Source organism: Enterococcus sp. 12F9_DIV0723 (genome assembly GCF_002174375.1).
Lineage (GTDB): Bacteria > Bacillota > Bacilli > Lactobacillales > Enterococcaceae > Enterococcus_A > Enterococcus_A gilvus.
Genome location: NZ_NIBK01000002.1, coordinates 101,361 through 127,436 on the forward strand (window position 1 = coordinate 101,361; position 26,076 = coordinate 127,436).

At 42.0% G+C, this 26,076-nt stretch carries 27 protein-coding genes; 4 read left to right on the plus strand and 23 right to left on the minus strand.

What is annotated here, in order from left to right:
• Positions 1 to 418 precede the first annotated feature (418 nt).
• Together hypD and A5868_RS13575 are read right to left on the minus strand one after the other, a co-directional pair.
• Positions 419 to 2,821 (minus strand): trans-4-hydroxy-L-proline dehydratase, encoded by a 2,403-nt coding sequence (hypD, locus tag A5868_RS13570; protein WP_086305225.1) that lies wholly within the window; start codon positions 2,819 to 2,821, stop codon positions 419 to 421.
• A 77-nt stretch (positions 2,822 to 2,898) separates the two neighbouring features.
• A complete protein-coding gene (locus tag A5868_RS13575) occupies positions 2,899 to 3,678 on the minus strand; it encodes a radical SAM protein (RefSeq protein WP_086305227.1) in 780 nt (259 codons plus the stop codon).
• Between the two features lie 264 nt (positions 3,679 to 3,942).
• Between A5868_RS13575 and A5868_RS13580 the strand changes: the two genes are divergently transcribed.
• Entirely contained in the window at positions 3,943 to 4,485 is a 543-nt protein-coding gene (locus A5868_RS13580) for a helix-turn-helix domain-containing protein (RefSeq protein WP_086305229.1), read from the plus strand.
• A 35-nt stretch (positions 4,486 to 4,520) separates the two neighbouring features.
• On the opposite strand, the gene A5868_RS13585 is transcribed toward A5868_RS13580, so the two are convergent.
• From A5868_RS13585 to A5868_RS13625, 9 genes are all read right to left on the minus strand, one after another.
• Positions 4,521 to 5,261, minus strand: a complete 741-nt coding sequence (locus A5868_RS13585) for a class I SAM-dependent methyltransferase (RefSeq protein ID WP_086305231.1) — start codon at positions 5,259 to 5,261, stop codon at positions 4,521 to 4,523.
• Positions 5,262 to 5,375: 114 nt separating this feature from the next.
• Entirely contained in the window at positions 5,376 to 6,491 is a 1,116-nt protein-coding gene (locus tag A5868_RS13590; protein ID WP_254908344.1) for a M42 family metallopeptidase, read from the minus strand.
• Positions 6,491 to 7,555 carry a M42 family metallopeptidase gene (locus A5868_RS13595; protein ID WP_086305233.1) on the minus strand — a complete coding sequence of 355 codons (1,065 nt, stop codon included), beginning with the start codon at positions 7,553 to 7,555 and terminating at the stop codon, positions 6,491 to 6,493. Before A5868_RS13595 ends, A5868_RS13590 begins: the two co-directional genes overlap by 1 nt.
• 22 nt (positions 7,556 to 7,577) lie before the next feature.
• The gene (locus A5868_RS13600) at positions 7,578 to 8,099 is read right to left on the minus strand and encodes a GrdB-related putative oxidoreductase (protein ID WP_086305235.1); all 522 of its coding nucleotides are present in this window, start codon (positions 8,097 to 8,099) and stop codon (positions 7,578 to 7,580) included.
• Positions 8,100 to 8,110: 11 nt separating this feature from the next.
• Positions 8,111 to 9,454: a PTS sugar transporter subunit IIC gene (locus A5868_RS13605; RefSeq protein ID WP_086305237.1), complete on the minus strand. Its 1,344-nt coding sequence runs from the start codon at positions 9,452 to 9,454 to the stop codon at positions 8,111 to 8,113.
• Positions 9,455 to 9,475: 21 nt separating this feature from the next.
• Positions 9,476 to 9,808: a PTS sugar transporter subunit IIB gene (locus A5868_RS13610; RefSeq protein ID WP_086305239.1), complete on the minus strand. Its 333-nt coding sequence runs from the start codon at positions 9,806 to 9,808 to the stop codon at positions 9,476 to 9,478.
• Between the two features lie 24 nt (positions 9,809 to 9,832).
• Positions 9,833 to 10,786 (minus strand): N(4)-(beta-N-acetylglucosaminyl)-L-asparaginase, encoded by a 954-nt coding sequence (locus tag A5868_RS13615; protein ID WP_176281347.1) that lies wholly within the window; start codon positions 10,784 to 10,786, stop codon positions 9,833 to 9,835.
• Positions 10,787 to 10,957: 171 nt separating this feature from the next.
• On the minus strand, positions 10,958 to 12,259 hold the full coding sequence (locus A5868_RS13620; RefSeq protein WP_086305241.1) for a Sapep family Mn(2+)-dependent dipeptidase: 1,302 nt from the start codon (positions 12,257 to 12,259) through the stop codon (positions 10,958 to 10,960).
• Between the two features lie 31 nt (positions 12,260 to 12,290).
• Complete coding sequence (locus A5868_RS13625; RefSeq protein WP_086305243.1) at positions 12,291 to 13,022, minus strand: GntR family transcriptional regulator, LSA1692 subfamily; 732 nt, start codon at positions 13,020 to 13,022, stop codon at positions 12,291 to 12,293.
• 273 nt (positions 13,023 to 13,295) lie between these two features.
• Between A5868_RS13625 and A5868_RS13630 the strand changes: the two genes are divergently transcribed.
• Both A5868_RS13630 and A5868_RS13635 read left to right on the plus strand, forming a co-directional pair.
• Positions 13,296 to 14,039 carry an epoxyqueuosine reductase QueH gene (locus A5868_RS13630; RefSeq protein ID WP_086305245.1) on the plus strand — a complete coding sequence of 248 codons (744 nt, stop codon included), beginning with the start codon at positions 13,296 to 13,298 and terminating at the stop codon, positions 14,037 to 14,039.
• Between the two features lie 200 nt (positions 14,040 to 14,239).
• A complete protein-coding gene (locus A5868_RS13635) occupies positions 14,240 to 16,333 on the plus strand; it encodes an LTA synthase family protein (protein WP_086305247.1) in 2,094 nt (697 codons plus the stop codon).
• A 40-nt stretch (positions 16,334 to 16,373) separates the two neighbouring features.
• On the opposite strand, the gene A5868_RS13640 is transcribed toward A5868_RS13635, so the two are convergent.
• The 6 genes from A5868_RS13640 to A5868_RS13665 form a co-directional block, all read right to left on the minus strand.
• Positions 16,374 to 17,168 carry a Cof-type HAD-IIB family hydrolase gene (locus tag A5868_RS13640; protein ID WP_086305248.1) on the minus strand — a complete coding sequence of 265 codons (795 nt, stop codon included), beginning with the start codon at positions 17,166 to 17,168 and terminating at the stop codon, positions 16,374 to 16,376.
• Positions 17,161 to 18,108: a glycosyltransferase family 2 protein gene (locus tag A5868_RS13645; protein WP_086305249.1), complete on the minus strand. Its 948-nt coding sequence runs from the start codon at positions 18,106 to 18,108 to the stop codon at positions 17,161 to 17,163. Before A5868_RS13645 ends, A5868_RS13640 begins: the two co-directional genes overlap by 8 nt.
• Entirely contained in the window at positions 18,101 to 19,015 is a 915-nt protein-coding gene (locus A5868_RS13650) for an AraC family transcriptional regulator (RefSeq protein WP_086305250.1), read from the minus strand. Before A5868_RS13650 ends, A5868_RS13645 begins: the two co-directional genes overlap by 8 nt.
• Before the next feature lie 191 nt (positions 19,016 to 19,206).
• On the minus strand, positions 19,207 to 19,806 hold the full coding sequence (locus A5868_RS13655; RefSeq protein WP_086305251.1) for a short chain dehydrogenase: 600 nt from the start codon (positions 19,804 to 19,806) through the stop codon (positions 19,207 to 19,209).
• Positions 19,807 to 19,937: 131 nt separating this feature from the next.
• On the minus strand, positions 19,938 to 20,126 hold the full coding sequence (locus tag A5868_RS13660) for a CsbD family protein (protein ID WP_086305252.1): 189 nt from the start codon (positions 20,124 to 20,126) through the stop codon (positions 19,938 to 19,940).
• Positions 20,127 to 20,220: 94 nt separating this feature from the next.
• Positions 20,221 to 20,400 carry a hypothetical protein gene (locus A5868_RS13665; RefSeq protein ID WP_086305253.1) on the minus strand — a complete coding sequence of 60 codons (180 nt, stop codon included), beginning with the start codon at positions 20,398 to 20,400 and terminating at the stop codon, positions 20,221 to 20,223.
• A gap of 74 nt (positions 20,401 to 20,474) precedes the next feature.
• On the opposite strand from A5868_RS13665, the gene A5868_RS13670 reads away from it, so the two are divergent.
• On the plus strand, positions 20,475 to 20,654 hold the full coding sequence (locus A5868_RS13670; protein WP_010778936.1) for a hypothetical protein: 180 nt from the start codon (positions 20,475 to 20,477) through the stop codon (positions 20,652 to 20,654).
• Between the two features lie 30 nt (positions 20,655 to 20,684).
• On the opposite strand, the gene A5868_RS13675 is transcribed toward A5868_RS13670, so the two are convergent.
• Genes A5868_RS13675 through A5868_RS13700 form a run of 6 tightly spaced genes read right to left on the minus strand, consistent with a single transcriptional unit; the run spans position 20,685 to position 26,074 of the window.
• Complete coding sequence (locus A5868_RS13675) at positions 20,685 to 21,869, minus strand: MalY/PatB family protein (protein WP_086305254.1); 1,185 nt, start codon at positions 21,867 to 21,869, stop codon at positions 20,685 to 20,687.
• Positions 21,856 to 22,902 (minus strand): M42 family metallopeptidase, encoded by a 1,047-nt coding sequence (locus A5868_RS13680; protein WP_086305255.1) that lies wholly within the window; start codon positions 22,900 to 22,902, stop codon positions 21,856 to 21,858. The genes A5868_RS13675 and A5868_RS13680 overlap by 14 nt, the downstream gene beginning before the upstream one ends.
• On the minus strand, positions 22,886 to 23,968 hold the full coding sequence (locus A5868_RS13685) for a M24 family metallopeptidase (RefSeq protein WP_086305256.1): 1,083 nt from the start codon (positions 23,966 to 23,968) through the stop codon (positions 22,886 to 22,888). The genes A5868_RS13680 and A5868_RS13685 overlap by 17 nt, the downstream gene beginning before the upstream one ends.
• A gap of 48 nt (positions 23,969 to 24,016) precedes the next feature.
• Positions 24,017 to 25,366 (minus strand): PTS sugar transporter subunit IIC, encoded by a 1,350-nt coding sequence (locus tag A5868_RS13690; protein ID WP_086305257.1) that lies wholly within the window; start codon positions 25,364 to 25,366, stop codon positions 24,017 to 24,019.
• 15 nt (positions 25,367 to 25,381) lie between these two features.
• Positions 25,382 to 25,720, minus strand: coding sequence for a PTS sugar transporter subunit IIB (locus A5868_RS13695; RefSeq protein WP_086305258.1), 339 nt, complete (start codon positions 25,718 to 25,720; stop codon positions 25,382 to 25,384).
• Between the two features lie 39 nt (positions 25,721 to 25,759).
• The gene (locus A5868_RS13700; protein ID WP_010778930.1) at positions 25,760 to 26,074 is read right to left on the minus strand and encodes a PTS lactose/cellobiose transporter subunit IIA; all 315 of its coding nucleotides are present in this window, start codon (positions 26,072 to 26,074) and stop codon (positions 25,760 to 25,762) included.
• Between the last annotated feature and the right edge of the window lie 2 nt (positions 26,075 to 26,076).

Sequence of the window (26,076 nt, forward strand, 5' to 3'; positions counted from 1 at the left end):
TATGTGCAGCACGTATGCTCGATTTATCGTTATGTATTTCTCTGTTTAAAGTCGATTGTCGACAAACGACTATTTGTACAAAAACTATTCTATCAGTATTGGAAGCGCTAATCAATGTATTTTTAATCCAAATTTTTCGTTATTTATTTGGTAGAAATGACGTTTTATTTTGTTGTCTTATTGTCTATTTTTAATTTAGAAACTCGAATTTGTTACACGATTCACTTTAATCTCATTCTTTGGATAGTCCTCTTATCTTCCTAAATCGAGATTTCAATAGGAATAATCGTTCGCTCTCAATTTGTTTTTTTAACTACCTAAAAAAATTGAAAATCTTCTTTCACAACTGTTTTTTTATTTTCAATAAAAAAAAGCCAGAGGATTTTACTCTGGCTTTTAACACGTATAAAAGTAAGATTTACCCAAAAGCTTGTTCCGTTCTTGAGATGATTTCGTCTTGAAGTGCTTTCTCTAAATTATTGAAATAGTCGCTATAACCCGCTACACGTACAATCAAGTTTTCGTATTCTTTTGGATGCTTTTGTGCTTTTAACAAGGTGTCCCGATCAATCACGTTGAATTGGATATGGTGCCCATCCAAGGCAAAATAACTGCGGACAAGTGACGCCATATTGGTGATTCCTGCTTCTCCTGCTACCACACTTGGTGTGAACTTCTGATTCAACAGTGCGCCGCCAGTTTTTGTCTGATCGATTTTAGAGGCCGATTTAATGACTGCTGTCGGCCCATTGCGATCGGCGCCCTTCTCAGGAGAAATGCCGTCTGGTAGTGGAATCCCTTTGTGACGGCCATTTGGCGAAGCTTCCATCACTTGACCAAAGTACACGTGACACGTCGTTGGTAAAAATTCCACCACGGTTTTAGAGCCTTTTGGTGTCGGACGACCCGCGATCACTTCTTGCAGAGAGGCTGCGACATCTCGCAGTAAGGTATCCGCGTACTCGTCGTCATTGCCGTATTTTGGTGTGTCATTGTACACTCTGTCGTAGATTTCCTCGTAATTCTCAAAATCTGCTTCACAGGCGTCCAATAATTCCTGCATCGTCATCGTTTTTTCTTCAAAGACATTGTGCTTCATCGCAGCCAGCGAATCAGTGATCGTTGCGATTCCAACACACTGGATGTAGCTCGTGTTATACCGGGCACCGCCTGCATTGTAGTCTTTGCCGACTTTGATACAGTCATCCGACATAACGGAAAGCAGCGGTACGGGCATGAATTCCATATACATCCGTTCGATCAGGTTATTCCCAGCCACCTTTACGTCCACTACGTATTGCAGCTCCTGATGGAAGGCGTCAAATACTTCCTCATAGGTGGTCATCTTCGTGAAGTCTCCTACGTCGATCCCCACCTGCTTGTCTGTATAATGGTCGTAGCCTCGATTCATCGCCAGTTCAAAGACTTTCGGAATGTTTAAATAACCTGTTAATACATAAGCTTCCTTTCCTGCCACCCCAACTTCGACACAGCCTGAACAGATCCCGCTTTCTCTGGCATCGTCCACCGTTTTTCCTAGATAACTTAATTCTGCTAAAATGGCTTCCGAATTATACATCGCTGGCTGCCCCCAGCCTTTGCGAGAGACTTTTAAGGCTTCCCGCAAGAATTTTTCCGGTGATTTGCGAGAAATCTGTACATTTGAGCTTGGCTGCAGCAGCTTCATTTCATCCATAACCTCTAAGATCAAATAACTCACATCACTCACGCCGCTGGTTCCATCTGGACGCAACGCACCCGTATTTAAATTACAGAAATCTGTATACGTGCCGCTTTCTTTCAGTGTGATCCCGACTTTTGGCGGTGCCGGCTGATTATTGAATTGAATCCATAAATTCTCTAATAATTCCCGCGCTTCTTCTCGCGTCAAACGCCCTTCTTCAATATCTTTTTCATAGAAGGGTTCTAAATGCTGATCCAATTTCCCTGGCGAATAAGCATCCCAGTTGTTCATCTCCACCGTCACGCCAATGTGGGTGAACCAATACATCTGGATCGCTTGGCGGAAGGTTTGCGGCGCGTGTTCCGGCACCACATCGCAGACGTCAGCCAGCTCCAATAATTCCTGCTTCCACTGCGGATCAGTCTCTTTCTCAGCTAGGTCACGACATTGCTGCGCGTAGCGTTTTCCATAAATGATCATGCCCTCGCAGACCAGCTTCATGCCTTCCAGCTCTTCCCGTTTATTCAGCGCCTCCATGTCCTTGTTGTAATCTAGATTGTCAATTTCTTGCTGGATATCTGCTTTGAAATCCGCAAAGCCCTTTTGATACATTTTTCCATCGGCTACCGTATGTCCTGGTCCACGCTGCATTAAAAATTCAGTGTATAATCCTGCATCAAACAACAAATGCCACTCTTCCGGCAGCAGACGATTCATTCGAGTCATCATCGCACGATCGTGCCAATAAGGAATGATGACTTCTTCTTGAATGCGTCGATCTTCTTCACTTACACGGAAAAAGACTTTCTCACGATTGTTCATGTTTTCAAAATCTTCTAAGGTGTGACAGCACAGTTCTGGGAACGTCGGAGCCGCCCACGGCTTATCGCCCTTTTCTCCTAAAACTAAAGACCCTTTTTCAATATAATTCGTCCGATTTTCCATAATGTACTTGAAGGCTTTCCCTCGTAATACAGGCGCGGAAACTTTGCCCTCCCATTTTTTATAGGCTTCCGTCAATAGGACTGCCCGTTCCATAGAAATACTCGGTGTACATTCCTTGTCGCTGATTTCCCGCAATCGTTTGATCCGTTCCGTACTTCCTCTTCTCGTTGGTTCCAGTGTTAATTCCGCCATTAATTTTCCTCCTGTCCCATTTTTAGGAATAACTGATAAAAACTATTTCCCCTGACGTTTAGGCTTTATGTTACAACTTAGCCGCCAATCGTCACTTGATACCCTGCGTCTTGATAAACCTTTTGAAGTGCAGCGACTTTATCATCCGATGGTTTGACAAAGTTTTGCGTGCATACTCGTTTTAATCGCTCATACTTGTCTCGGCCAAAATCATGATACGGAAGCAGCGAGATTTCACTCACATGAATTTTTTCACTTGCCAGCCAATCAATAATCTCCTTGGCATCGACTTCATCGGCATTGATTTCCTCTAATAGGATCAGTCGCAAGTTGATCTCCGCTTGTTGTTCAGATAAAAATCGCAAGTTCTCCAGAACCAACTGATTGCCTACGCCTGTATACAACTGATGAATATGTGAATTTATGAACTTTAAATCATATAAAAATAAATCCGTATACGGCAGAATCCTGCGGTAATTTTCCGTTGGCGCTACCCCACACGTATCGATCGTCACAGTGATTCCCAAACGCTGACACTCCTGCGCCAAAGCCACAACATAATCCATATCTTGGGCCATGACCTCACCTCCAGAAAACGTCACACCGCCACCGGATTGATCATAAAAAATTTGGTCAGATTGAATCTTTTTCACTAATTCTCGTAATGAATACTCTTTCCCGATTAGCTCCTCTTTCCCATATTTGTTTACCATGATCTCTGGTCCAAACATTTGGCTTTCAGGATTGTGACACCATTCACATCTAATCGGACACCCTTTGAAAAAAATCGTCGTACGTATGCCCGGCCCATCATGGGTCGAAAACTTCTGAATATTAAAAATCGTCGGCTTTTTCACGTGCTTCCCTCCCACCTTTTATTATAAAGTCTCACCACAACAGTTGCAAGCGCTTTATTCATAATAGTGAATTATTGGCGCTTTTTTTTCTATATTTTTCATTTCAATGACGCTTGTGCGCTTTTTAGGTATACTTACTATACATCTTCAATTTTCTTACTATTCAAAAAAATTTTTTAGTTCGCTATTCGATTCCCCGATTCATTTGGTAAAATGAATGGACGGAACGTTTTTTAAACCGAACGAGAATATAGGAGCATACATATGACTATTGGTGAAAAAGTGAAGAATTTACGCAACGAGCGCGGAATGACCCTCAAACAACTTTCTGAAGCTACAGGCTTATCTACGGGATTTCTATCCCAATTTGAACGCGGAATCACCACCATCGCAGTCGAACATTTGGCAACGATCGCGGCGTTATTCAAAGTAAAAATCAATTACTTTTTTGAAGAGGAAGCGGAGGTCGAACCCATTGTTCGCGGCTATGATCAGCCTGTGATCCACAAGTTGAATAACATGATCTACAAACAACTGAGTCGCACGCCACAGGACAAAAAAATCGCACCAAAAATGATCGAGATCATGCCTCATGAAAAACGAGAGCTTCCAACGACCTACCCACATCATGGAGAGGAATTTGTCTATGTATTAGAAGGGATTCTAACGTTAGTGATCGAAGAGGCGACGTACCAGCTATACCCAGGTGACTCTGCCCATTATTTTTCAACCATCAACCACAATTGGGACAATCAAACCAATAATATCGTTAAATTCATCGTGGTCCATTACCCAAATGATTATTAAAAAAACGTTCGATCACTGATGATCGAACGCTTTTTTTAGTTAGAAACGCAAATTCCGAAATTCATATCTCTGATGAAGATCGCTTGAGAATTGGCCATTTCTTCCGATAGAGCCGCTTCTGTCACACGTGCCACTTCTGACTCAGAGACTCCTGCCGCAACGATCCGCTCACGCATCACACCTAGCAACCAGCCTAGATCACTCCCTGTTTCAGCCGTTTGCAGCACAGGCTCTGCACGGACACTTTCCACCTGTAAGCCCGCTTTTTTAAATAACGTGTACATCTCTGTGCCAATATGACTGTTGCCCTTTTCATGAACTACTGTTTGCCAGACCCACTGCTGGGCCATGGTATGCAGCGGAAAAGTCTCGCTCTGCGATCCAGAACCCGTCGCATCACTTTCTTGAAAAATCATGCGGCCTTCTTCGTCTAACACCTTCGCCAATGCCTTGATCGCCTGCAACGGATCAGGCAAGTACATCACTATGCGTCTGCCGACGATCCTATCAAATGGCCCTAACGTTGATACCACATCCTCTATATTCATTGCCATGAATCGCACATTGATCAACTGCTTTTCATCCGCCATGTTCTTTGCTGCCGCAATTGCAGCCTCGTTGCTGTCGATACCGATGATTTCACCCGTTCCTTCCATGAGCTCTTGAAGCAAGAAGCTCACCGCACCGTTGCCACAGCCAACATCTAGCACTCTCAGTCCCTTTTCTATCCCTGAATCAAGTAATAATTTTCTCGTAAACGCGTTACGATCGGTCATTGTTTAAATCTCCTCCAGTGAATTTTTTATATCTTCTATTGATTATAGATGTCCTACTCGCTTTTATGAATAAAAAATACTGACAAAGAAATTTCTTTGTCAGCTTCTAAAAGCTTAATGATTTGAGATTCCTATCGAAGATTTTAATTGTTTTAATTTTTCCCAGTTTATTCTTCTGCAAAATTCAGTAACCAATTTAATCGTTTGAATATAGTCTTCTTTATGGATAATCAGTCGGGGTGAATGCATATATCGGGTTGGTATGGATAAGGTCATACTTACTACGCCTTCCATCATCTTATGAATATTACAGGCATCTGTGCCGCCGACAGTCATAAAATCATAACGAACATTTAAATCTAAGTCCTTTACGATTTCCTCCATCATTTGGACCAACCCACTATTACCGAGTGTTAATGAATCTAAGACTGATAAAACGACACCGCCACCTAGATTCATTCCGTTCTTATCAAAAGGTGTATCTGTCGCCGTTGTTACATCTAAAGCAATCGCAACGTCAGGCTTTATTGTATGAACTGCTGTTCTCGCGCCTCTAATACCGACTTCTTCTTGAGTAGTCGCTGCAAAATAAACATTGGCTTCGTGACTATTGTTGCTTAGATTTTTTAAAACCTCTAAGCCTACCCCAACACAACAACGATCATCCCATGCCTTTCCCATAAGATAATTGGGATCGTTCAACTCTCTAAATAGAACATTGGGTGTGATCATATCACCAATTTCTACGCCTAATTGTTCAACTGCTTGAATCGAAGTGACTCCTAAATCCAAATAGAGGTCCATAGGTTGAATGACTTTATTTTTTATTTCAGCAGGTAATCCATGGGGGGCTCTTGAACCGACCACCCCAAATATTTTATCCCCATTAGCAGTAGTTATTGTCATTTCTTGCGCGGGCATAACGTGTCCCCACCAGCCTCCGACCGGCAAAAGATTAACATACCCATCATCAGTTATACTTCTAACCATAAAACCAACTTCATCCATATGGCTGGAAAGCATGATTTTAGGACCGTCCGCTTCACCAGTTGTTTTCAGAATAACAGAACCAAGATTATCGTATTGAATTTCATCGCAATATTTTCTCCCATAAGAGGTAACAATTCTGCTTACTTCTCTTTCCATCCCACCAATACCATCAGCCTCAGATAGTCGCTTTAACAAGTCGAGATCAATTTCTTTGAAGTGCGTCATATCAATCTCCTCCATCAACGATTTTCTTCTTTGAACTCTTGGATTTTTTCAGCATTAAGACGTTCTAAAAATAGAAGCAAAGCATCTTTAGCTACTTGATAATCTCTGACATCCAAAATCGAGCACGGAGTATTCATGTTTCTTATTGGAACATTTACAAAAAGTGTCGGTGCTCCTGTTCTTAATTTATTGATCCAAGCTGCATCGGAGCCTTCCATTGAATAGTAATACTGATATGGCAGGTCATTTTCTTTACAAATATTTTTTAACGTGTTCAATAACAAGCGATTAGGCAATACAGTCGTATCGTAAAAATTAATTAGAACTCCTTTTCCCAGTTCGCCATTTTTCTCTTTAAGATCAGATTGATAGTCAAAAGCTTTATTAGTATCCAAAATGATACCTAGATCCGGCTTTACAAGGTTCGTGGCAGTCTGTACTCCTCTAAAACCAACTTGTTCTTGAACAGTACACCCAACATATAAATCAAAATCAAATTCAAGATCCTTGACTGCTCTTAATAGTTCAATTCCCATTAAGGGAGCATAGCGACCATCCCAATTTTTTGCAAATATGCGTTGTTTGCTCGGTGATTTTTTAACTTGACTAACAAAAGAAATGCGGTCGCCATAAGTTAGGGTACTTTCTAAGGCAGCTTCTCTATTTTCAAAGCCAAAATCTACTAAAACTTCTTTTGACTCATCTAAAACATCTCCTGTTTCATTATAGGCAAGCAAAGTTCCAATGATCGCCTCGCCATCTCTTGTTTTTAACTTCACTGTAGCTCCCAAAAGACTATTTGAGGTAATATTTCCAAGAGCTAAAGCTTTTATTGTACCGTTTTGATTGATTTTTTTAACAATGAACCCCGCTTCATCCATATGCCCAACAACCATAACTCGTGGAGCATTTTCTTGATTGCTCTTCTTCACTGCAATAATTGATCCCAAATTATCATAGATAACATTATCTGCTAGCTGTTCATATTCCTTTTTTAGCGAAAGTGAAAGGTCCTTTTCATCTCCTGAAACACTGTCAATCTCACACAACTTGTTAAGTAAAGCTTCATCTAAAGCCATAAGCTATTCCTCTCTTCTCAAACTAGTAACAGTTTTTTTGAACAAACTCTACGATTGATTGATTCTCTACTTTTAATGATGCTAATTCTAGGATGTTTTTTAATGAGTCCGTCAAACCAATCCCACCCTTTTTCGGCATCTTGACAATTGTGACATCCTCTTTATGAGCAGCAATAGCGGCTGTACATTCTGCTGACATGGCAGCAACAACTGGGATGTTCGTATGCTGTTCAATTGCATAGCCAACTTCGGAACACAGCAAACCATATTTTTCATAATTAAACGCTGGACCGCAAATTACGATATCTGGAGCTATTTTTTTTGTCATTGCCACTAACTTTTTAGTAACCAGTTCTTTATTGCTTAAATAGAAATCATCTCCACAATATAGCGTTGCAACGATCTGCCCATCAACATCAGATAAATATTTTTCAAACATATTCGCCGAACCAATCGGCATTTTTTTACCACCTAGTTCCAGATCACCGTTCTCTTTTCCGCCAAACCCTGCTTGAATTTGATCAAATATCATTAAAATTTTCATGCTGCACCTCTTTATAAGTCATCAAAAGATAAGTCATCAAATGAAATGTCTTCTTCCTCATCTTTTTTACTACTAGCTTCTGCTTCTTCTTTTAAATATTGTTTATCTAAAGTTTTAATAAATGGATAGTAAATAACACAACCTAAAGCCAATAATATGAATTGCCATATAGCTGCAACGAAGCTTCCGGTTGATAAATATCCCGAAAAACCGATTGGTGTTGTCCAAGGTAACGCTACCCCATTAGTATAAGGGATGATACCAAGATTAGTTACTAAAGTAGAAAGCAATAAATTAATTGTTGGCGTCAGGATAAACGGAATAATAATGATTGGGTTCAGCACAATCGGCAATCCAAAGATGATCGGTTCATTTATACCGAAGAAACCTGGAATAAGAGATAGTTTTCCTAATTTTTTAATCCGTTCAGATTTACAGAATAGAATCATGACGATGACAAGTGATAATGTACTACCTCCACCACCATAATTAGTGAAGAAATTAGAAAAAGGATCAGTGAAAATATTAGGCAACTCTTTGCCTGCTTGAAAAGCGTTTAAATTTTCAAACGTCAACACTTTTAAGATTGGTGCAAACACTGAATTTGCTACAGCTGGCCCATTAATTCCGAAAAACCAAAAAACAGTACAAGCGATTGAATAAATAACTTGTGCAAATAAAGTATTTCCAGCACCTTTTAACGGTGTCTGCAGAATTTCAAAAATAAAATTATGCACTGTTTCATATGGAGTAAATTCAAATCCAATTCGTATGAAGAAAAATAATAACATAACTATTCCGCTTGGGATCAACGCTTCAAAAGACATTGCTACCGCTGGCGGCACACCATCAGGCATCTTGATCGTCCAACCTCTTTTTGATACAAAAGCATAAATTAGAACAGAAACAATCGCAACTACTAAAGCTAAGAAAATACCATTAGTGCCTAAATACTGTAAATCAATCGCACCAACTGGATCTGCGGCTCCCTCAACTGTCATTCTCATCGGTGTTAAAATTAAGAAACCAACAACTGCCACCGCTGCAGATTGAATCGGATCAACTTCCAACTCTCTGCCATAAGCATAGGCTGTACCTAGACATGACAAGAAACCAACAACATCAAAAACTGCGCCTGAAACATTACTAAACCAAGAACTCCATTGTGAACCTAAAATTCCAGTCCAAAAATTTTCCCAACCCGGAATCGGAAAATTACTGAATAACAAGAATAAAGATCCTACGATAATCAGTGGTGTAGTGATTAAAAAGCCATCCCTGATTGCGACCAAAACTTTGTTCTTCCCTAATTTCTCCGCTAATGGCATCATTGTTCTTTCTAGTGCATCAAACATTTGATATCCCCCTCTATTGATTTATTGTTGTTGTTTTTTCTTTTTTAAAGCTAAAATTGCTTGCTTTAAAACTTTTTCACCATTCATCACACCATAGTCTTCTGGACTGATCATTAAGATTGGGGCACCATAAGAACCAAAGTTTTTGACGGTATCTTCATATAAGTATTTAACTTGAGGACCCAACATGATAACATCTGGTTGTTTTTCGGCAATGATTTGATTTAAGAGTCCATGAGAGTATGCCGCAACTTCCATCGGCAAATTGTGCTCATCTGCCACATTTTGCATTTTTTGTGCTAACATACTTGTTGACATTCCTTGACTACAAAATAGATAAACTTTTTTCTTCATAAATTCGTTCTCCCCTTCGTATAACTAATTAATCGGTGCCTTGATTCTTTTTTCATACGCTTCTAGCCATTCCTGTGTAATTGGTTGGATATCGGTGGTGTGATTGCTGCCCATGTTGGCAATAAATATCTGTGGTTCTTCTTGATCACTTCCGACACTAAACGTAAACTCCACATTGGTTGCTACACCCCACTCGCCTTGTGTGTTCATAGCAATCAATGAAAAAGCTCCAGCTTTTCCATAACGATCAGTCAACTTGTCGTGGAATGTGTAAACCGCTTTGTCGCAAGCTTCCTGTGGCCTTAATCCTTCGCTCATCAGCCGAACAATTTCGTACGACAAGCAACCTTTCATCAGATCTTCTCCCAGACCTGTAGCCGCCGCACCCCCGATTTCGCTATCAACATAAAAACCAGAGCCTGATAAGGGAGAGTCTCCGACGCGTCCTGGTTTTTTCATAAACAAGCCAGAGCTAGAAGTTCCTACTGTCATGGTTCCCATTTGATCCAAGGCAATCGCTCCAACTGTGTCGTGCCCATCATAAGGGTTTAAATTGTTCTCGTGAATTTCTTTAAGACGCTTTTCCCATATTTTATGCGCGCGCTCAGTTAGCATACTCCTTCTTTCAAAGCCTTCTAGCATTGAATACTTTGTTGCCCCCTCACCGACACGAAAACTGTTGAATTTGTCTTTGCTAAGTTTCCGCGCGACGGAAATCGGATTTTTTACATCAGTGATGCCGGCCACTGCACCGATTTCAAATGTGTCGCCATGCATAAAAGCAGCATCCATTTCTAAAATACCCTCTGCATTAGGCAATCCGCCATAACCGACCGATTTATAGTAAGGATAATCCTCTACCGTTTTGATCAAGGTTTCTACTGCATCACCAGCTTCTTCTTTTTTTTCTAGCAACCGCAATGCTTCCACTACGCCATCATGTGCCATCCGCCATGTGGCAATCGCTCCCCATGTCATCGTCGCACCCCTTTCGTTACCGTTTACATTTTTTAAAATCTGAATTCATTATAGATAGTATATACTTTTTTGTATATACTAAAAGTAAAATTTTTTTATTTTTTAGCGTTCTCTAAGTTAAAAAATTGCAAAAAAAGACCCAGCTACTACTGCTGCGTCTTCATTAAGGCATTATTCAATTAAGCTTAGCATTCCTCGCATATAAATTTCCATATTTATTAGCAGGTCATTCTCACCCATATATTCGTCGTGATTATGAGCGATTCCTTTCTGTCCCGGGAAAGAAGGTCCAAATGCGACGATGTTCGGCACAAAACGCGCATAGGTAGCTCCTGTTGTAGTGACAGGCGTTCCATCTAATCCCGTTACTTCTTCATAAACAGCAGATAACTTTTGGACATTGAGATCGTTCTTAGAAAAATGACTACTTTTGATCCGGCGAGTGATCGTTAGTTGACTTTTAACTGGCAGATGCTTTTCTAATGCTTCAGTTACTTCTTCTTCCGTAATAGTTACCGGATAACGAATTGCTAGAGAAAGGGATAATTGATTGTCTTTTTTGACTAATTGATAAGGGGTAATCATTAATTTTCCACTATCAGCATCAAAAAAATCGATACCCAAACCTTCACCATAGTGTTTATTCGCTAAGCTTTCCACAATCCACGAAAAATACTCAGTCAACTTTTCCGAAGCAGATTGTTCACGAACTATTTTTTCAGCTAGTAAAGTGATTGCATTTTCACCAAGCTTTGGCGCATTTGAGGGAGCTCTTTTCCCGATTACATGGATGTTCCTCCCATTTAAGGTCACGGATAACACATCGGGCACATGATCACGCGCCTGATCACCGATAAAATCACCAAGATACTCCATTTCATTTTCAGGAAGCGGTGTCAATATTTCATAATTAACAATGCCTCGCTCTCCATAGACAACTGGATATTTGCAGTCAGGTGTAAATCCAAATTGAGGGACTCTCTCTTCGTTTAAATACTTCGGAATATCACCGCTACCATTTTCTTCATCTGTACCAAAAACAATTCGAATCGTTTTTTTGATAGGTAGATTCATGTCTTTTAACAGTTTCAAACCAAACAGACATGCAAAGATTGGACCTTTATTATCTAAAATACCTCGTCCATAAAAACGGTGATTTTTTTTACTTAATCTAAATGGAGGATACGACCAGCCTTCTCCAGCAGGAACAACGTCCAAATGACCGAATACTCCTACATATTCCTCTTCCTCCCCCCACTGAGCGTAGCCTACCGCATCATTAACGATTGCTGTTTTAAATCCGTATTCTTCTGCCATAGTCATGACTGCTTCTAATGCTTCTTTCGGTCCTCTTCCGAAAGGCGCGTGTTCTGTAGGTGAACCTTTGACGCTTTCGATTTGCATCACTTTGTCAAGATCGTGATAAAACTGTTCTTTGTTTTCTTCAATGACTGTTCTAAAATCAATGGACATAAGATACCTCCTAATTCACTGGAATATACTTTTAGTTGCCATAGCGAGTAAGTGTTGTTTTGAATACATAACGATCTGAACGATAATAAGAGATATCATAAAAGATCGGTGTCGCATCCAATGAAAAGGTCACTGAAAAAACTTGCAGCAGCGGATCGCCCATCGGAACATTTAATAATTTCGATAATTCTGGCTTAACCAGAATTGCCTCGACTTCTTGATGAGAATAAGCGATCTCGGTTTTTTCCTCCAGCAATTTAAATAAAGAACCGCTGAAGTCTTCTGCTTTCAAACCTTTAACATAATACTCGGACAAATAAATCTTCTCCACCGTCATCGGTTCATTGTCTAAAATTCTACGGCGAACCAATTCATAGATTGGATGTCCCTCTTCTAATTGCAAAGCGTTCAGAATTTCTTCTGATGGTTCATTGACTTTTTTAAATGAAATGACTTCTGTACTACTCGTTTTTCCATACGCTTTTGCAGCTTCTGTAAAACCTTGTAATCCAGAACGTCCACTTTGTATTTTGGGCTGCGACATAACGTAACTGCCTTTGCCTCGGCGCTTCACTAAAATATTTTTACTAATCAAATCATCAATGGCTTTTCGAATCGTTAAGCGACTACAGCCGAATTCTTTAGCTAAATCATATTCCGAGGGCAATTTTTGCGAGCTAACATAAATGCCCTCGTGTATCCGCTTCTCAATCTCAGCGGAAACTTGATCAAACTTCGCTTTTGTTGTTTTCTTCTCTTCCATACATTCTCCTTTTTATTTTAATTATTTCATTAAACTACAGTGTTCCGCTCCTTACTATATCAAGTTTACTATAGTGGATTCTTGAAATTCTTGGCTAGAGTTTTTCGATTCTATATCGGTATATACCTTGTAGTATATACTATATCCAAATAGCTATTATTTCAATCATTATCAGATTTTTTTACTTTTATCGTAACTAAATTTAATCATTACGGCCTCAAAGTCCGCTTTCCTTCCACAGTTTTTTCGCTTATAATACCTTCAGGTGATTTGATGAATACAATAGATGCAACGGAAATCGTTGAAAAAATGAGCAATCAGAAAATAAATTATGATCGTGTGCTCCATAAGATGATCCAATCGTGGGAAAAAGAAGACGTTCGCCCCCGAATTTTGATTCATTCTTGTTGCGCTCCTTGCAGTACCTATACATTGGAGTTTTTGACCCAGCATGCAGATGTGACGATCTTTTTCTCAAATTCAAACATCCATCCTGAAAGTGAATACCAACGTCGCGTCTTGGTCCAAGAAAAGTTTATCAATGACTTTAATGCGACAACGGGGAATCATGTAGATTTGATCATTGATGATTATAAGCCGAATGAATTTATTCAATTGATGCAGAAAAAAGAACTGACCGAAGAGCCCGAGGGCGGCAAACGCTGCACGGCTTGTTTCAATATGCGCCTAGATTTGGCCGCAAAAGAAGCACTGGACCGCGGGTACGATTATTTCGGCAGCGCCTTGACGATCTCGCCGAAAAAGAACAGCCAGTTGATCAATCAGATCGGGATGGATATTCAAAAAATTTACAATACTCATTATCTGCCAAGCGATTTCAAGAAAAATTCCGGCTATCAACGGTCGATCGAAATGTGTAAAGAATACGATGTTTACCGTCAATGCTACTGCGGATGTGTGTTTGCCGCAAAACAACAGGGCTGTGATTTGAAAACGATCAACAAGGAAGCCAAAGCCTATGTGAAAGAACATCGGAGAGAAACGATAGAAGAATAGTCTACATAGAATCGATAGTCATTGACTATCGGTTTTTTTGAGGATTTAAAAATTCAACATACATAAAAAATCTAAACTACATCCATTTATCATTTAATTTGTTATAAATTGTAGTATTCATGTCAAATAATTTCTTTACATACGCTTCTCTTCTTCGGTACAATGAATGAATTACATAACTTATTAAGAGAGGTTTTGTTATGGACAAGTCCAAATTAAACAGTCGTTTATTCTTCTTTCTAGCATTGACACTCTTACTATGGGGAAAAAACTTATTTGCCTACTTTGTCGATTTTGATTTGCGGTTAGACAACCCACTTCAGGTGTTTATTTTAATAATCAATCCACTGGCAACCACGTTGCTTTTTTTAGCTATCTCTTTGTTTATCAAACGAACGAAACTTGCGTATTTCGTTGGTTATAGTATCTACCTGCTTTTAAGTGTGTTACTTTTTGCCAATGTCGTTTATTATCAGGAATTCACCGATTTTCTCACCATCGATACGATTTTAGGGACGGGAAAAGTCGCAAGCGGATTGGGCGAGAGTGCTGTCCGCTTATTCAAGCCCCATCATCTTTTGTACTTTTTGGATTGTCTTCTGTTGTTAGCGCTTTTACTTTTGAAAAAAATCCCCTTAGACTTTCGACCCCTTCGACGAAAAATCGCGTTTTCAATTACTGTTGCTTCTCTGCTTTTGCTTGGGGGAAATATTTTATTAGCGGAGACCAGCCGACCAGGGTTATTGACCCGAACGTTTTCCAGAGATTATTTAGTGAAGTATTTGGGGATCAATGCCTATACTATTTACGATGGAATAAAAACGTATCAGGTTTCTCAAATACGTGCTCAAGCCAGTCCGAATGATATGACGCTTTTAGCAGAAAAACTCAAACAACAGCCAAAAGAAAGAAATCTGGAAACCTTTGGCATCGCTAAAGGTAAAAATGTTATCTATGTCCATCTGGAAAGTGCTCACCAGTTCCTGATTGATTACAAACTGAAGGATGAAAAAGGAACAGAACATGAAGTGATGCCTTTTGTGAACAGCCTCTATCACAGTAACAGCTCGTTTAGTTTCGATAATTTTTACCATCAGGTCAGTGCTGGAAAAACGAGTGACGCAGAAACGCTTTTGGAAAATTCGCTGTTTGGTTTGAATCAAGGCTCCCTCTTCTCACAGGTAGGCGGAAAAAATACCTTTAATGCTGCGCCAGCTATTTTCAATCAGAAATTTGGTTATACGACCGCTGCCTTTCATGGCAACGCAGGCAGTTTCTGGAATCGAAATGAAACCTATAAGAAATTCGGCTATCAGCATTTCTTTGATTCTACTTATTATAAATTGAATGATCAAAATTCGTTTCAATACGGGTTGCACGACAAGCCCTTCTTTCAGCAATCAGTGAAGTATTTAGAGCATCTTCAACAACCCTTTTATGCCAAGTTTTTAGCTGTTTCGAACCATTACCCCTTTTCCGAATTGCCGGAAGAAGAGAACGGGTTTCCAAAAGTTACTACGGGGGATTCCACAATTGATGGGTACTTCGCAACAGCAAATTACACTGACACCGCGATTAAAGAATTTTTTGATTATTTAAAGCAAAGCGGACTCTATGAAAACAGCATGATCGTTTTGTATGGCGACCATTACGGAATTTCTGAATCTCGTATCAAACAGACGAAAGATTTATTTGGCAAAGAAGAATGGTCTGATTTTGACACTCTCCAAGCTCAGAAAGTCCCGCTGATTATTCACATTCCTGGTCAAGACCAGGGCACGATCAACCACACTTACGGTGGGCAGGTCGATGTGTTGCCGACGTTGCTAAACTTAGTTGGCTACGATAAAACGGATGAATTGATGATGCTTGGACACGATCTGCTTTCACCAAACAATGAGCAGCTCGTGGCTTTTCGGAATCGCAATTTTGTTACAAAGGATTACGCGTACATCAAAGGAGATCTTTATGATAGCCAAACGGGTGCCTTTTTAAACTTCAGTCATCCTGAACTGGTCGAAAAAGCAAACGCGGACAAACAAAAAATGGATACACAATTAGATATCTCTGACCAAATCAATCATGGCGATCTGCTGCGTTTTTATTATGATAGCGGGCTTGAGCCAGTCAAAACAGACCAATTCAACTATAAGGACTCAGTAAAAACTCTGAATCGTATTGAGAAAAAATTGGCTAACGCTTCGACCAGCGTTTTTTCAAAAAATGGGCAGCGATCCACTGAAGAATTCTACAAAACACGGTCTTACAAGGAATACATGAAAGAATACGAATAAAAAACGCGAGTCCTTGATTTCTCGAGGCTCGCGTTTTTTATTATTTTAATATTTTTTCCAACACCTGCATCACACCTGAATCAGTATGAGAAGGTGCTTGATTTTTTGCTGTTGCGAACACCTCGGGGCTGCATTCTTTCATGGCGTAACTGTGTTCTGTTAATGCGAGCATTTCCAAATCATTGTTGGCATCGCCAAAGGCCGCCAATTCATTGGGTTCGATGCCCCATTCGTCCAGCAATTGCTTGATCGCGCGTCCTTTTGTGACTCCCGGGATAATGATATCGATGCTGCCGTGACCACTGGTGACGGCGGTGATCTCTCCTGCAAAGGTTTCATTCAGATGAGCCGCGATCGCGTATGTTTTCTCTACTTCGACATCTAACGCAAATTTTACGATGGGATCGTCTGGCAGGGTGTCGAAATCCGCCACTTCTTCCAAACGATAGCTATAGATGCGCGCGAATTTTTTGAAATCGTCACTGGCACTTTTTAGCATATAGGAAGAGGCGATCCCACAGGCAACAAATTCCAACTCATGTTCACTTTGAATGAGTGAATCCATGATTTTTTTGGTCAGCTCTTTAGAAAAATGATGCTCCTGCTGCAAGCCGTCATCATTAAAAACCAGTGCCCCGTTCTCGGAGACATAGGTGATTCCTCGATCGCCGCTGAAAAAGGAACGTAACTGGTAATATTGATTCCCGCTGGCGACGATGAAACGAACACCATTTTCCCGCATCTTCGAATAGAGTTCCTCAAACCTAGGACGATCATAGTCGTTTAAACTGTTCAGAAAGGTTCCATCCATGTCTACTGCTACTGCTTTAATCATTTGTTTCCTCCTTTTTCGTCAATAATTGATGCAGCACATTTAACTGCAATTCAAAATTTTGCCGCGCTTTTTTGTTTTCTGTATCTAAAATAAATCCGCAGGACAAGTTGAGCAATGCCGCCAGCATTAAGAATCCTGCCGTGATCAATGTCGGCATCCGCTCGACGAACCCTGTACGGAAATAGTCGATAAAAACAGGTGTGCCCAATCCAATAGCACCTACAGCCAAAAGAGCGGCCAATGTGCTAAAAAATAGAAGTGGACGATAATCTTTAAATAACTGAAAGATCGTTTTGATCACTCGTACTCCGTCTGAGACTGTATTTAATTTTGATTCACTGCCTGTTGGACGATCACGGTAATCGACTTCAACAGTTTTGATCACAAAATTTTTATCCAGCGCGTGGATATTCATTTCCGTTTCTATCTCAAAGCCCTTGCTCAAAACGGGCATACTTTTCGCAAATAGCGGACTCAAGGCGCGATACCCGGTCAAAATATCTTTGATGTTCCCATTGAAGAAAGAATTGATCAGGCGGCGCACCATGACATTTCCAGAATTATGAAAGGGACGCTTGTTTTCGGAGAAATACGTTGAAGAGAGGCGATCCCCCGTCACCATGTCCGCACCGTTTTCAAGCACTTCGCGGCACATCTTGCGGGCATCTTTTGCGGGATAGATATCATCGCCATCCACTAATAAATAACATAGTGCGTCAATTTCACGAAACATTGTCCGTACGACATTTCCCTTTCCTTGCCGACTTTCTTTTTTTACCTTCACCCCTGTTGCTTTAGCGATGGCGTAAGTATTGTCGGTGGAATTATTATCGTAAACATAAATGGTCCCCTCCGGCAGCTCTGCTTTGAAGTCGTCAATCACTGCTTGAATCGTCTGCTCTTCATTGTAGCAGGGGATCAGTACGGCAATTTTATCCACTTACTTCGTCCTCTTTTCGTTGATTTTTTCGATAATACTTCGGCGTTTGATTAAATCGTGCTTTAAACAGCTTTCCGAAATAGCTGGCATTTTTGAAGCCGCACGCCTTTGCCACTTGCTCGATAGGCCAATTTGTATTCACCAATAGCGCCGCGGCCATGGACATTCGGTAGTCATTGATGTATTCCATCGGCTTTTTTTGAGTGAAGCGAGCAAAGATGCGAAAGCATTCGGAGCGGCTGATGCCTGTCGCTTCACAAATGGTCTGGATCGTCACGTGCTTCATATAATTTTTTTGGATGTAATACATCACTGCTTTGATTTCTTTTTCGTGTTTTTCTGGTCGTTTCGTCAACGTTTTTTTCTGCTGTTGGAATAAATGAAGAAATACTGTTTCCCAGATCGAACTAAGCTTAGAAAGGACACGCAGCTCATAGCCCGTTCCTTCTTCGATCGTCGCCAGTTCTACCAATCGCTGAAACATCTCTGCGCCTATCGCCGTTCGCTTCTCGAATAGTCTTCCAAGAAAGCCTTCGTCCCTTAATGATTGAAAATATTTTTGGTAGATCGTTCCCGCACCACCGCCGGTCAATAGATCCGTAGAAAAAACGATCGTCAGCATCTTGGCGGAGCGATTTTTTCCCTGCAAAGCCGCCCCATGCAAGCTATTCGAAAAAACCACGACGCTGTCTCCTTCATTTAAAATAAATTGCTGATCGTTCAATCGATAATCCAATGTTCCCTCCATCAGCACATTCATTTCGATCGTCTCATGCCAATGGTAATTCAATATCTGACCAACCGAATCATTAAAATCATCCTGCCAGACACCAAAAGGAAACGCATCGTCTGGAAACACCATCAGTTCTTTCAGATTTCTATCTAAGTAAAGCTCTTTCGCGAACACCGCATCACATCCGAAACTATTTTTATATTATATTAACTTATTATAGCGTTTTCATAGTCATTTTGAAACTATTTTTTTATAATTGAACATTCGTTTACAAATTGATAGGCTCTTATTCTATTTAAAAAAAGGACCGCGCGCACGCTTATTAACAAAAAAAATCACTCCCGCGCCTGCGAAAGTGATCGTCTTTAATATACTTGGTATTCTTGTCCGGTTTGTTTGCCTTCGACGCTTTTTACATACGCCATTGCGACCCGCTCTGCTGGCACTGGAACAAAGCCTTTAAAGGAGTCTTGGTAGTCGTCGTAGGATTCCACTAACACATTGGGGCTGACACAATTGATTCTTTTTCCGTGGGTAAAATCAATGGCCGCTGATTTTACGAAGGCCATCACACCGCCATTTGCCATGGCCGCAGAAGCACCGCCAGGAATGGGGTCGTCCTTCATGATCCCTGTCGTCAAGGTAATGCTGCCATCGTTGCGCAAATACTTCTGTCCAATCAACGCCAGATTGATTTGTCCCAGTAATTTGCTTTGCACCGCCACCATATTGTCCTCCGGCGTCATCTCCTCTACCCCACGAAAGATCGCTGCTCCTGAGGCATTGACGATCGCATCAACATGACCGACTCTTTTAAACAGACCTTCGATACTTTCCACCGAAGTCAAATCTACGTGCACATCCCCGCTCGTTCTCCCCGCTAGGATCAGTTCGTGTTTTTCTTTTAATTTCTCAACGACCGCCTGACCAATCGTTCCATTTCCTCCGACTATCAAGATCCGCATGATTGTCCACTCCTTCTCTCCCATAAAAAATTTTTGATCGTATGATTTGCTTCTTCTATTATAGAACAATCAAAAAAAGCTTTCAGCATAAATTGACATGAAAAAAAGACCCGCCATCGCAGGTCTAAGACTTAATCTTCTTTGTTCTTGTCGATCTTTTTGTTGATTTTACCAGCAACATCATCTGCTGTTTCTTTTGCTTTGTCTTTCGCTTTATCGAAGCCTTGTTGGATTTTCCCTTTTAGTTCAGTTGATTCATCATCGGTTACTTTTCCTTTAGCTTCGTTCACTTTACCTTTTAGCTCATCATTGTTTGCCATAATAAACCCTCCTAATGATTCTTCTATTTTTCTTAGAGAAAAATACATTTGACTCTATCTCTAAATTTATTCTACCACCAGGAAAATAAGATGGCTAAGAATCTGCTTGCGTTGTCAATACAGCTTCCGCTTGTTCGATCTCCCGCTGCAACGCCTTGATCCGCTCCGTTTTCAGTTCACTGGAAAGTGTCAATTGCTCCAGCCTTCTCAATTCATTTTTTGCCGCAACTAACTCTGCTTTCACAACTAAAAGAACGCTTTCATTCATCTCCATTGTACATTTCCTCCCAAGCACCGCGCACCAATCTCTTCTTGATTCTATGCTACACTGCTTCTGAGGTGAAGTAAATGCGAAATACATGGTTACAGGAACAATTAGGTGCTATTTCAGAGGAAAAGTACCAATTCGTCGTTGACGAAGCGGTGAAATATATCGAACAATTAGAAGACGACAATGAAAGTTTGCAGATCGCTCTGGAAGGCAATATCTGGAGCCCTAAAAAATGGAACGAAAAAGCAGAGAAGTAAGCCAAAAACGTTGGCTGCTTCTCTGTTTTTTTATTGTTCATCCAAATACCGAATCCCACGCATCAACCGTTCTGCCCCGTCAATGATTTTTTCTTTTGGAGCACCGAGGTTGAAGCGCAGATAGGTCGCGCCCTCGGGTCCATAGGTCTCGCCTTTCATGATGGCGACCTTCTCTTGTTTCACTAAAACCCTTTGCAGCTCTTCCATTGAATAGGGCACGTTTTCAATATTGATCCACCCCAGATAGGTGGCTTCAGGAATCGTAAAGCGAAGACGCGGATCGCCATCCAAAATCTTTTTCAGTTCGGCGAAGTTTTCATCCACTGTCTGATTCAATTTCTCCACCCATTTTTTCTGATTTCTGTAGCAATCCATCGTGGCTAACAGTGCTGGATACGGGATCGAAGACAAGCCGTCGCGTCCTTTTAATACACTTAAGAATTGTTCCCGCAATCCTTCATCTGAAAAGATGCCGTAGGAGCCGCCCAATCCTGGAGAATTAAAGGTTTTAGACGCGGATGACAGCAGAACCACGGGAACCTCGATTTGATCGGCAAACAGTAAGATGGGCAAATGTTGTTTTCCTGGTCGGCGGACATCCATGTGGATCTCATCGCTGATGATCGCTACTTCGTACTGGTTGCAGAGTGCAATCAAACGGGTCAATTCGTCTTCTGTGAACACCCGCCCAGTTGGATTGTGGGGATTGCATAGGAGGAAGATCGCCGGTTTTTCCGTCTCAAAGGCGTGTGCCAATGCTGCAAAGTCGATCGTAAACTCTTCGTTCTGATTGGTTAGCGAGAAGGCGAGGAGTTCTCGCTGATTGCCGCCGATACAGTTGAAAAAGGCATCGTAGCAAGGGGTGAAGGTCATGACTTTCTCCCCTTTTTGGCTGAGCAATTGAAGACAGACGGACAAGCTGTAGATCACACTTGGTGAATAGACACACCATTCTGGATCGATAGAGCAATCAAATTCCTGCTTGAACCAATGATCGATGCTTTCTTTATAGTCCAGATGATTCCAGCGCGTGTAGCCGAAAAATCCCTTTGTCACGGCTTCATCCAAAACGTTGATCGTGCCATCAGGAATCATAAAATCGGTGTCTGAAATAGAAAACGGCAGCAGGTCTTTTTCCCCAAATCGGTCCTGCACGTAATCCCATTGGGTAGAATAGGTGCCGTAGCGCGAACGCTGCTCGTTAAAATTGCTCAAGGTCGATTCCTCCTTCATCGAAGGATCGGATCACTGCCGACAATAAATCAATGGTCGCTTCCACATCCGCGAACTCTACGATCGACTGCCATGAATGGCAATAACGAACCGGCACACAGAAAACCACCGTTGGTTTCCCTGCAAAAAGCTGTACCGAACCGGCATCTGTTCCACCACCGCCAAGTAAATCGTATTGCCAAGGAAGATGATTCTTTTCCGCCACTTCTTTGCAGTAATCGATCAATTTTATGTTGCCTAGTGCTGTTTTATCTGCCAGAACGAGTCCCGGACCCTTCCCTTGGATGCGGTTCGGAACCTCCGCCGCTTTGGGTGTATCTTTGCCATTCGCAACATCGATGACAATATTGATGTCTGCATCCACGTGAGCGGCCGCGACTTTTGACCCGCGTGTTCCTGCTTCTTCTTGGACTGTACCGACACCGATCACCTCAATATTCTTCGTCTCCATTTGGTTTTTGACTTGCGCCATCACCGCACAGGCCACGCGATCATCCAGTGCCTTGCCGATGATTTTCTTTTGGTTAAAGCTTTTCTTGGCTGTCGTATTCGGTAAGATCATGTCCCCCACCTGCAAGCCGGCTTCTTCTAATTCCGCTTTTGAATGGGCACCAAAATCAATGTACATCTCGCTGATGGGTACGACTTCTGTCATTTTATGGCTTGTTTTGGGCAATGTTCCCACGATTCCTTCTAAAACAGCACCGTTTTTACGGCAAGTCGCCCGCACTTGCTGCCCTAAAATCACATGTCCCCACCAGCCCCCGATCGGGTAAAAAGAGACAAACCCGTCGTCGCTGATGCGATGCACGAAAAATCCCACCTCATCCATATGGGCATATAAGGCGATTGTTTTCTTTTTTGTTTTTACCTCTCCGAAATAAAGATTCCCAAAGGCGTCCTTTGTCGCCGGTTCATCAATGATTTCTTGCAGCGCCTGCTGCACCTGCGTCTCTTGTCCTGGTAACGCATCTAAATTGGATAGAGCCATTAATAAGCTATCGGTTGCAGTCAATTGTCATCCACTCCTTGTTAAAATGTGTCAAGCGTTCCCCGTGACCCGCGTCATTCACCAGGATGTCGTCTTCGATCCGAATACCAAACTCAGCATTCGGCAAATAAACGCCCGGCTCGATCGTGAAGGTCATATTTTTTTCGATCGTGACGGTTTCTTTTGGTGCCAGTGCTGGATATTCGTGACAAGAAAGACCGATGCCATGACCGAGATTGTGACTGAAATAGTCTGCCAGTTCGTCTTGTTCAAGTGCGTGCCGCGCGGTCTGGTCGAGCTCTCCCAAGGTTTTTCCAAACGCGACGGCTTCGATCGCGTGTTTTTGCGCTGCTAAAACTTTTTGGTAGGTGTCTTCGATTTCTTTTTTCACTTCGCCAAAAGCAAACGTCCGCGTGATATCTGAGTAATAGCCTTGATAGATCGCACCAAAGTCGATCATGAGCAATTCATTTGCCGCGATTTTTTTCTGGCTGGCATGGGCATGAGGCAACGCAGTCCGCTCCCCCGATGCGACGATCGTTTCAAACGCAGGACCGTCACTCCCAAGCTTTTTACTATGGTAGTCGATCTCATTCGCCAGCTCTAGTTCTGTCATGCCGACGCGAATCATAGGCAAAATGCGTTCCAGTGTCTGATCCGCGAGGGCAGCCGCTTTTCGTAATGCGCGGATCTCCGCTTCGGACTTGATCATCCGTAGGCCTTCGACTAGCTGTCTCGTAGCAATGAGTGTCCCTCCGACTTCTGCCATCAATGACTGGAAGCCTGTAAAGGTATCATAGGAGATCGTGCCCGCTTCAAACCCCAACGTTAAACCAGTTACAGATCGCCGCAACAGGGAGAAGAGATCGCCCCCAACAGGAATCTCACAGATTTCTACATTGGTCGTTTGTTGTTGTGCTTGTTTGGTATAGCGTCCGTCCACAAATAACCGCGCCTCTTTTTCAGTGACCACTAGCAGGCCATTCGATCCGGTGAAGCCGCACAAGTAGCGGCGATTGATTTTGTCCGTCACTAAGAGACCGTCCAGCTTTTGTTCTGTTAATCGTTTTCGTAATGCGTCCATGTTCATTTTTTCATCTCCTGAAATAAAAAGGACAGTCGCAACTGTCCTTTTTGGCTAGAAATCAATATCGGTCAAATATTGTTCGTCGTCATCTGAAATGACAGAGCTTGATTTTTCCGCTTCTAATAAAGCTTCACGTTCCAATTCTTGTTTTTCCAAGACTTTAAAGAATGGCAGGTACAAGCCAAAGGACATGGCTACTTGGATCACCTGGATCACGATGGCGCGCCAGTCAAAGCCTGTTAAAAAGCCTTCCATAAAGACAGGAACATACGGCGGGTCAAAAAGCGGATAGTTCAGTAATCCTAATTTCATGCAGATCATCGGGAACATTCCCACCAGTGCGCCACCGAAGATGAAGGGGATCATTAACACTGGATTCAAGATGATCGGTACACCAAAGAGGACCGGTTCGTTGATTCCGAATAGCGACGGCAACAGCGCCACCGCACCGACTTTTTTGTAGCGTAAGGACTTGCTGATCAGCATCGCTAGGACTAACCCGATCGTGACTCCTGAGCCAGAAAAGTTCGCAAATGCTGACAACGTTCCATTTGTAATCACGTGCTGCAAAGGCTGTCCCGCTTCGTGAGCCGCGATGTTTTCAGACAAATATTGCACGGCGATCGGTGATAGGATCGGTGACAATACAGCAGAATGGATACCGAAGAACCAGAACACAAGACGTAGAACTAAGACGATATAGATGATCCACAATGAATCTAGGCTGCCGATCGCTGGTGCCAGCACATCCATGATGACCTGCGGCAACAAGACCCCGCCTGACAAGCTGTCTGTGATGGCACGGATCACGATGAACAAGACCCCGATGGCTGCGGTTGGGGTGATCAATTCAAAGGAACTGGAAACAAAATCCGGCACCCCTTCAGGCATCTTGATCACCAATTTATGCTTCGTGAAGAATTGATACAATTTTACCGAAATAATAGCGACAAAAATAGCGGTGAACAAGCCTTTTGAATCGAGATACGCAGCGACGATATTGCCGTTGTCATCGACATCCATGGCAACGATCAGAAAGGCGATCGCAGAAAGCATCATGGAACCCACCGTGTACAGCTTATAATGTTCACTCAAGAAATACGAAATGGCCAACACGGCATACAAGCCGACCAAGCCTAAGGAAACTTTGGAGATGATCCCAAAAATATACCCATAATTCTCAAACCAATTCGCGACCGCCTGTGTCTTGATAAACTCAGGGATCGATGGAAAAATAGCTGCGATCGACCCTAACAACAGCACCGGGGTCATGACGACCATCCCTTTTTTGATCGCTGTCAAATAGGGATTGCTATCCACTTTATTAGCGATCGGCACCAATGTTTTCCGAATGAACCCTTCAACCTTTTCAAAGGCACCCTGTTTCTTTGGATTTTCCATTTTCTTTCCTCCTGTCTATTGCGTCTTCATTGCTTGGTTTTTACGATACGCCACCAACGCCTGCTTCATGACCGTCGCGCCATCCATTGACCCGTAGATGTCTGAAGTCAGCAGCACCGTCGGCTTATCTGCTTTTTCTGCTTCGCCTTTGATGAAATCATATTTGTGGCTCAACTGCGGCCCAACCAAAATCACATCATAATCATTGATGTAGCGTTCCAATTTATCCACCCCGATGGCTTCCATTGGGTAATCACTTTCCTCTAGGCTTTTTGATTCTTTGACGACTTTTTTCATCGATTCCATCATCATGGTCGTTGAAAAGCCTCCTGCACAAACTAATAATGTCTTCATATTCTTTTCCTCCTAAACGTTTTTATCTTTATGTAAAGCCTATGCTTCACTTTGTTCCCGTAGCATACCGATCATTTCTTCAATCAGATCACGCGCCAGAATACTGGTCATCAAGTGATCCTGCGCATGGACCATCAACAGACTGGTTTCCGTTTTGTCGCCATTGATCTCACTAGTGATCAATTTCGTCTGTACGTCATGTGCGTCAATGCTTTTTTCTTTGGCTTCCTTCATCTTGGCATCCGCCTCGTCAAATTTGCCTTTGCGAGCCAAGCGCAGTGCTTCAAACGCGGACCCACGAGAGTCGCCTGCCGCGGAAATAATCTTAAAAATATCCATTTCTTGTTCGTTCATTG

Coding starts and splice junctions, on each gene's coding strand:
- A5868_RS13690 (WP_086305257.1), bottom strand. CDS start 25,366: ATGGAAAATCCAAAGAAACAGGGTGCCTTTGAAAAGGTTGAAGGGTTC.
- A5868_RS13655 (WP_086305251.1), bottom strand. CDS start 19,806: ATGCGGATCTTGATAGTCGGAGGAAATGGAACGATTGGTCAGGCGGTC.
- A5868_RS13660 (WP_086305252.1), bottom strand. CDS start 20,126: ATGGCAAACAATGATGAGCTAAAAGGTAAAGTGAACGAAGCTAAAGGA.
- A5868_RS13590 (WP_254908344.1), bottom strand. CDS start 6,491: ATGGAGGAGATTGATATGACGCACTTCAAAGAAATTGATCTCGACTTG.
- A5868_RS13695 (WP_086305258.1), bottom strand. CDS start 25,720: ATGAAGACATTATTAGTTTGTGCAGGAGGCTTTTCAACGACCATGATG.
- hypD (WP_086305225.1), bottom strand. CDS start 2,821: ATGGCGGAATTAACACTGGAACCAACGAGAAGAGGAAGTACGGAACGG.
- A5868_RS13640 (WP_086305248.1), bottom strand. CDS start 17,168: ATGATTAAAGCAGTAGCAGTAGACATGGATGGAACCTTTCTGAACAGT.
- A5868_RS13625 (WP_086305243.1), bottom strand. CDS start 13,022: ATGGAAGAGAAGAAAACAACAAAAGCGAAGTTTGATCAAGTTTCCGCT.
- A5868_RS13700 (WP_010778930.1), bottom strand. CDS start 26,074: ATGAACGAACAAGAAATGGATATTTTTAAGATTATTTCCGCGGCAGGC.
- A5868_RS13605 (WP_086305237.1), bottom strand. CDS start 9,454: ATGTTTGATGCACTAGAAAGAACAATGATGCCATTAGCGGAGAAATTA.
- A5868_RS13685 (WP_086305256.1), bottom strand. CDS start 23,968: ATGAACATGGACGCATTACGAAAACGATTAACAGAACAAAAGCTGGAC.
- A5868_RS13615 (WP_176281347.1), bottom strand. CDS start 10,786: ATGACATGGGGAGCGATTGCCACATGGCGGATGGCACATGATGGCGTA.
- A5868_RS13600 (WP_086305235.1), bottom strand. CDS start 8,099: ATGAAAATTTTAATGATATTTGATCAAATTCAAGCAGGGTTTGGCGGA.
- A5868_RS13580 (WP_086305229.1), top strand. CDS start 3,943: ATGACTATTGGTGAAAAAGTGAAGAATTTACGCAACGAGCGCGGAATG.
- A5868_RS13610 (WP_086305239.1), bottom strand. CDS start 9,808: ATGAAGAAAAAAGTTTATCTATTTTGTAGTCAAGGAATGTCAACAAGT.
- A5868_RS13620 (WP_086305241.1), bottom strand. CDS start 12,259: ATGTCCATTGATTTTAGAACAGTCATTGAAGAAAACAAAGAACAGTTT.
- A5868_RS13635 (WP_086305247.1), top strand. CDS start 14,240: ATGGACAAGTCCAAATTAAACAGTCGTTTATTCTTCTTTCTAGCATTG.
- A5868_RS13585 (WP_086305231.1), bottom strand. CDS start 5,261: ATGACCGATCGTAACGCGTTTACGAGAAAATTATTACTTGATTCAGGG.
- A5868_RS13670 (WP_010778936.1), top strand. CDS start 20,475: ATGCGAAATACATGGTTACAGGAACAATTAGGTGCTATTTCAGAGGAA.
- A5868_RS13595 (WP_086305233.1), bottom strand. CDS start 7,555: ATGGCTTTAGATGAAGCTTTACTTAACAAGTTGTGTGAGATTGACAGT.
- A5868_RS13665 (WP_086305253.1), bottom strand. CDS start 20,400: ATGGAGATGAATGAAAGCGTTCTTTTAGTTGTGAAAGCAGAGTTAGTT.
- A5868_RS13630 (WP_086305245.1), top strand. CDS start 13,296: ATGAATACAATAGATGCAACGGAAATCGTTGAAAAAATGAGCAATCAG.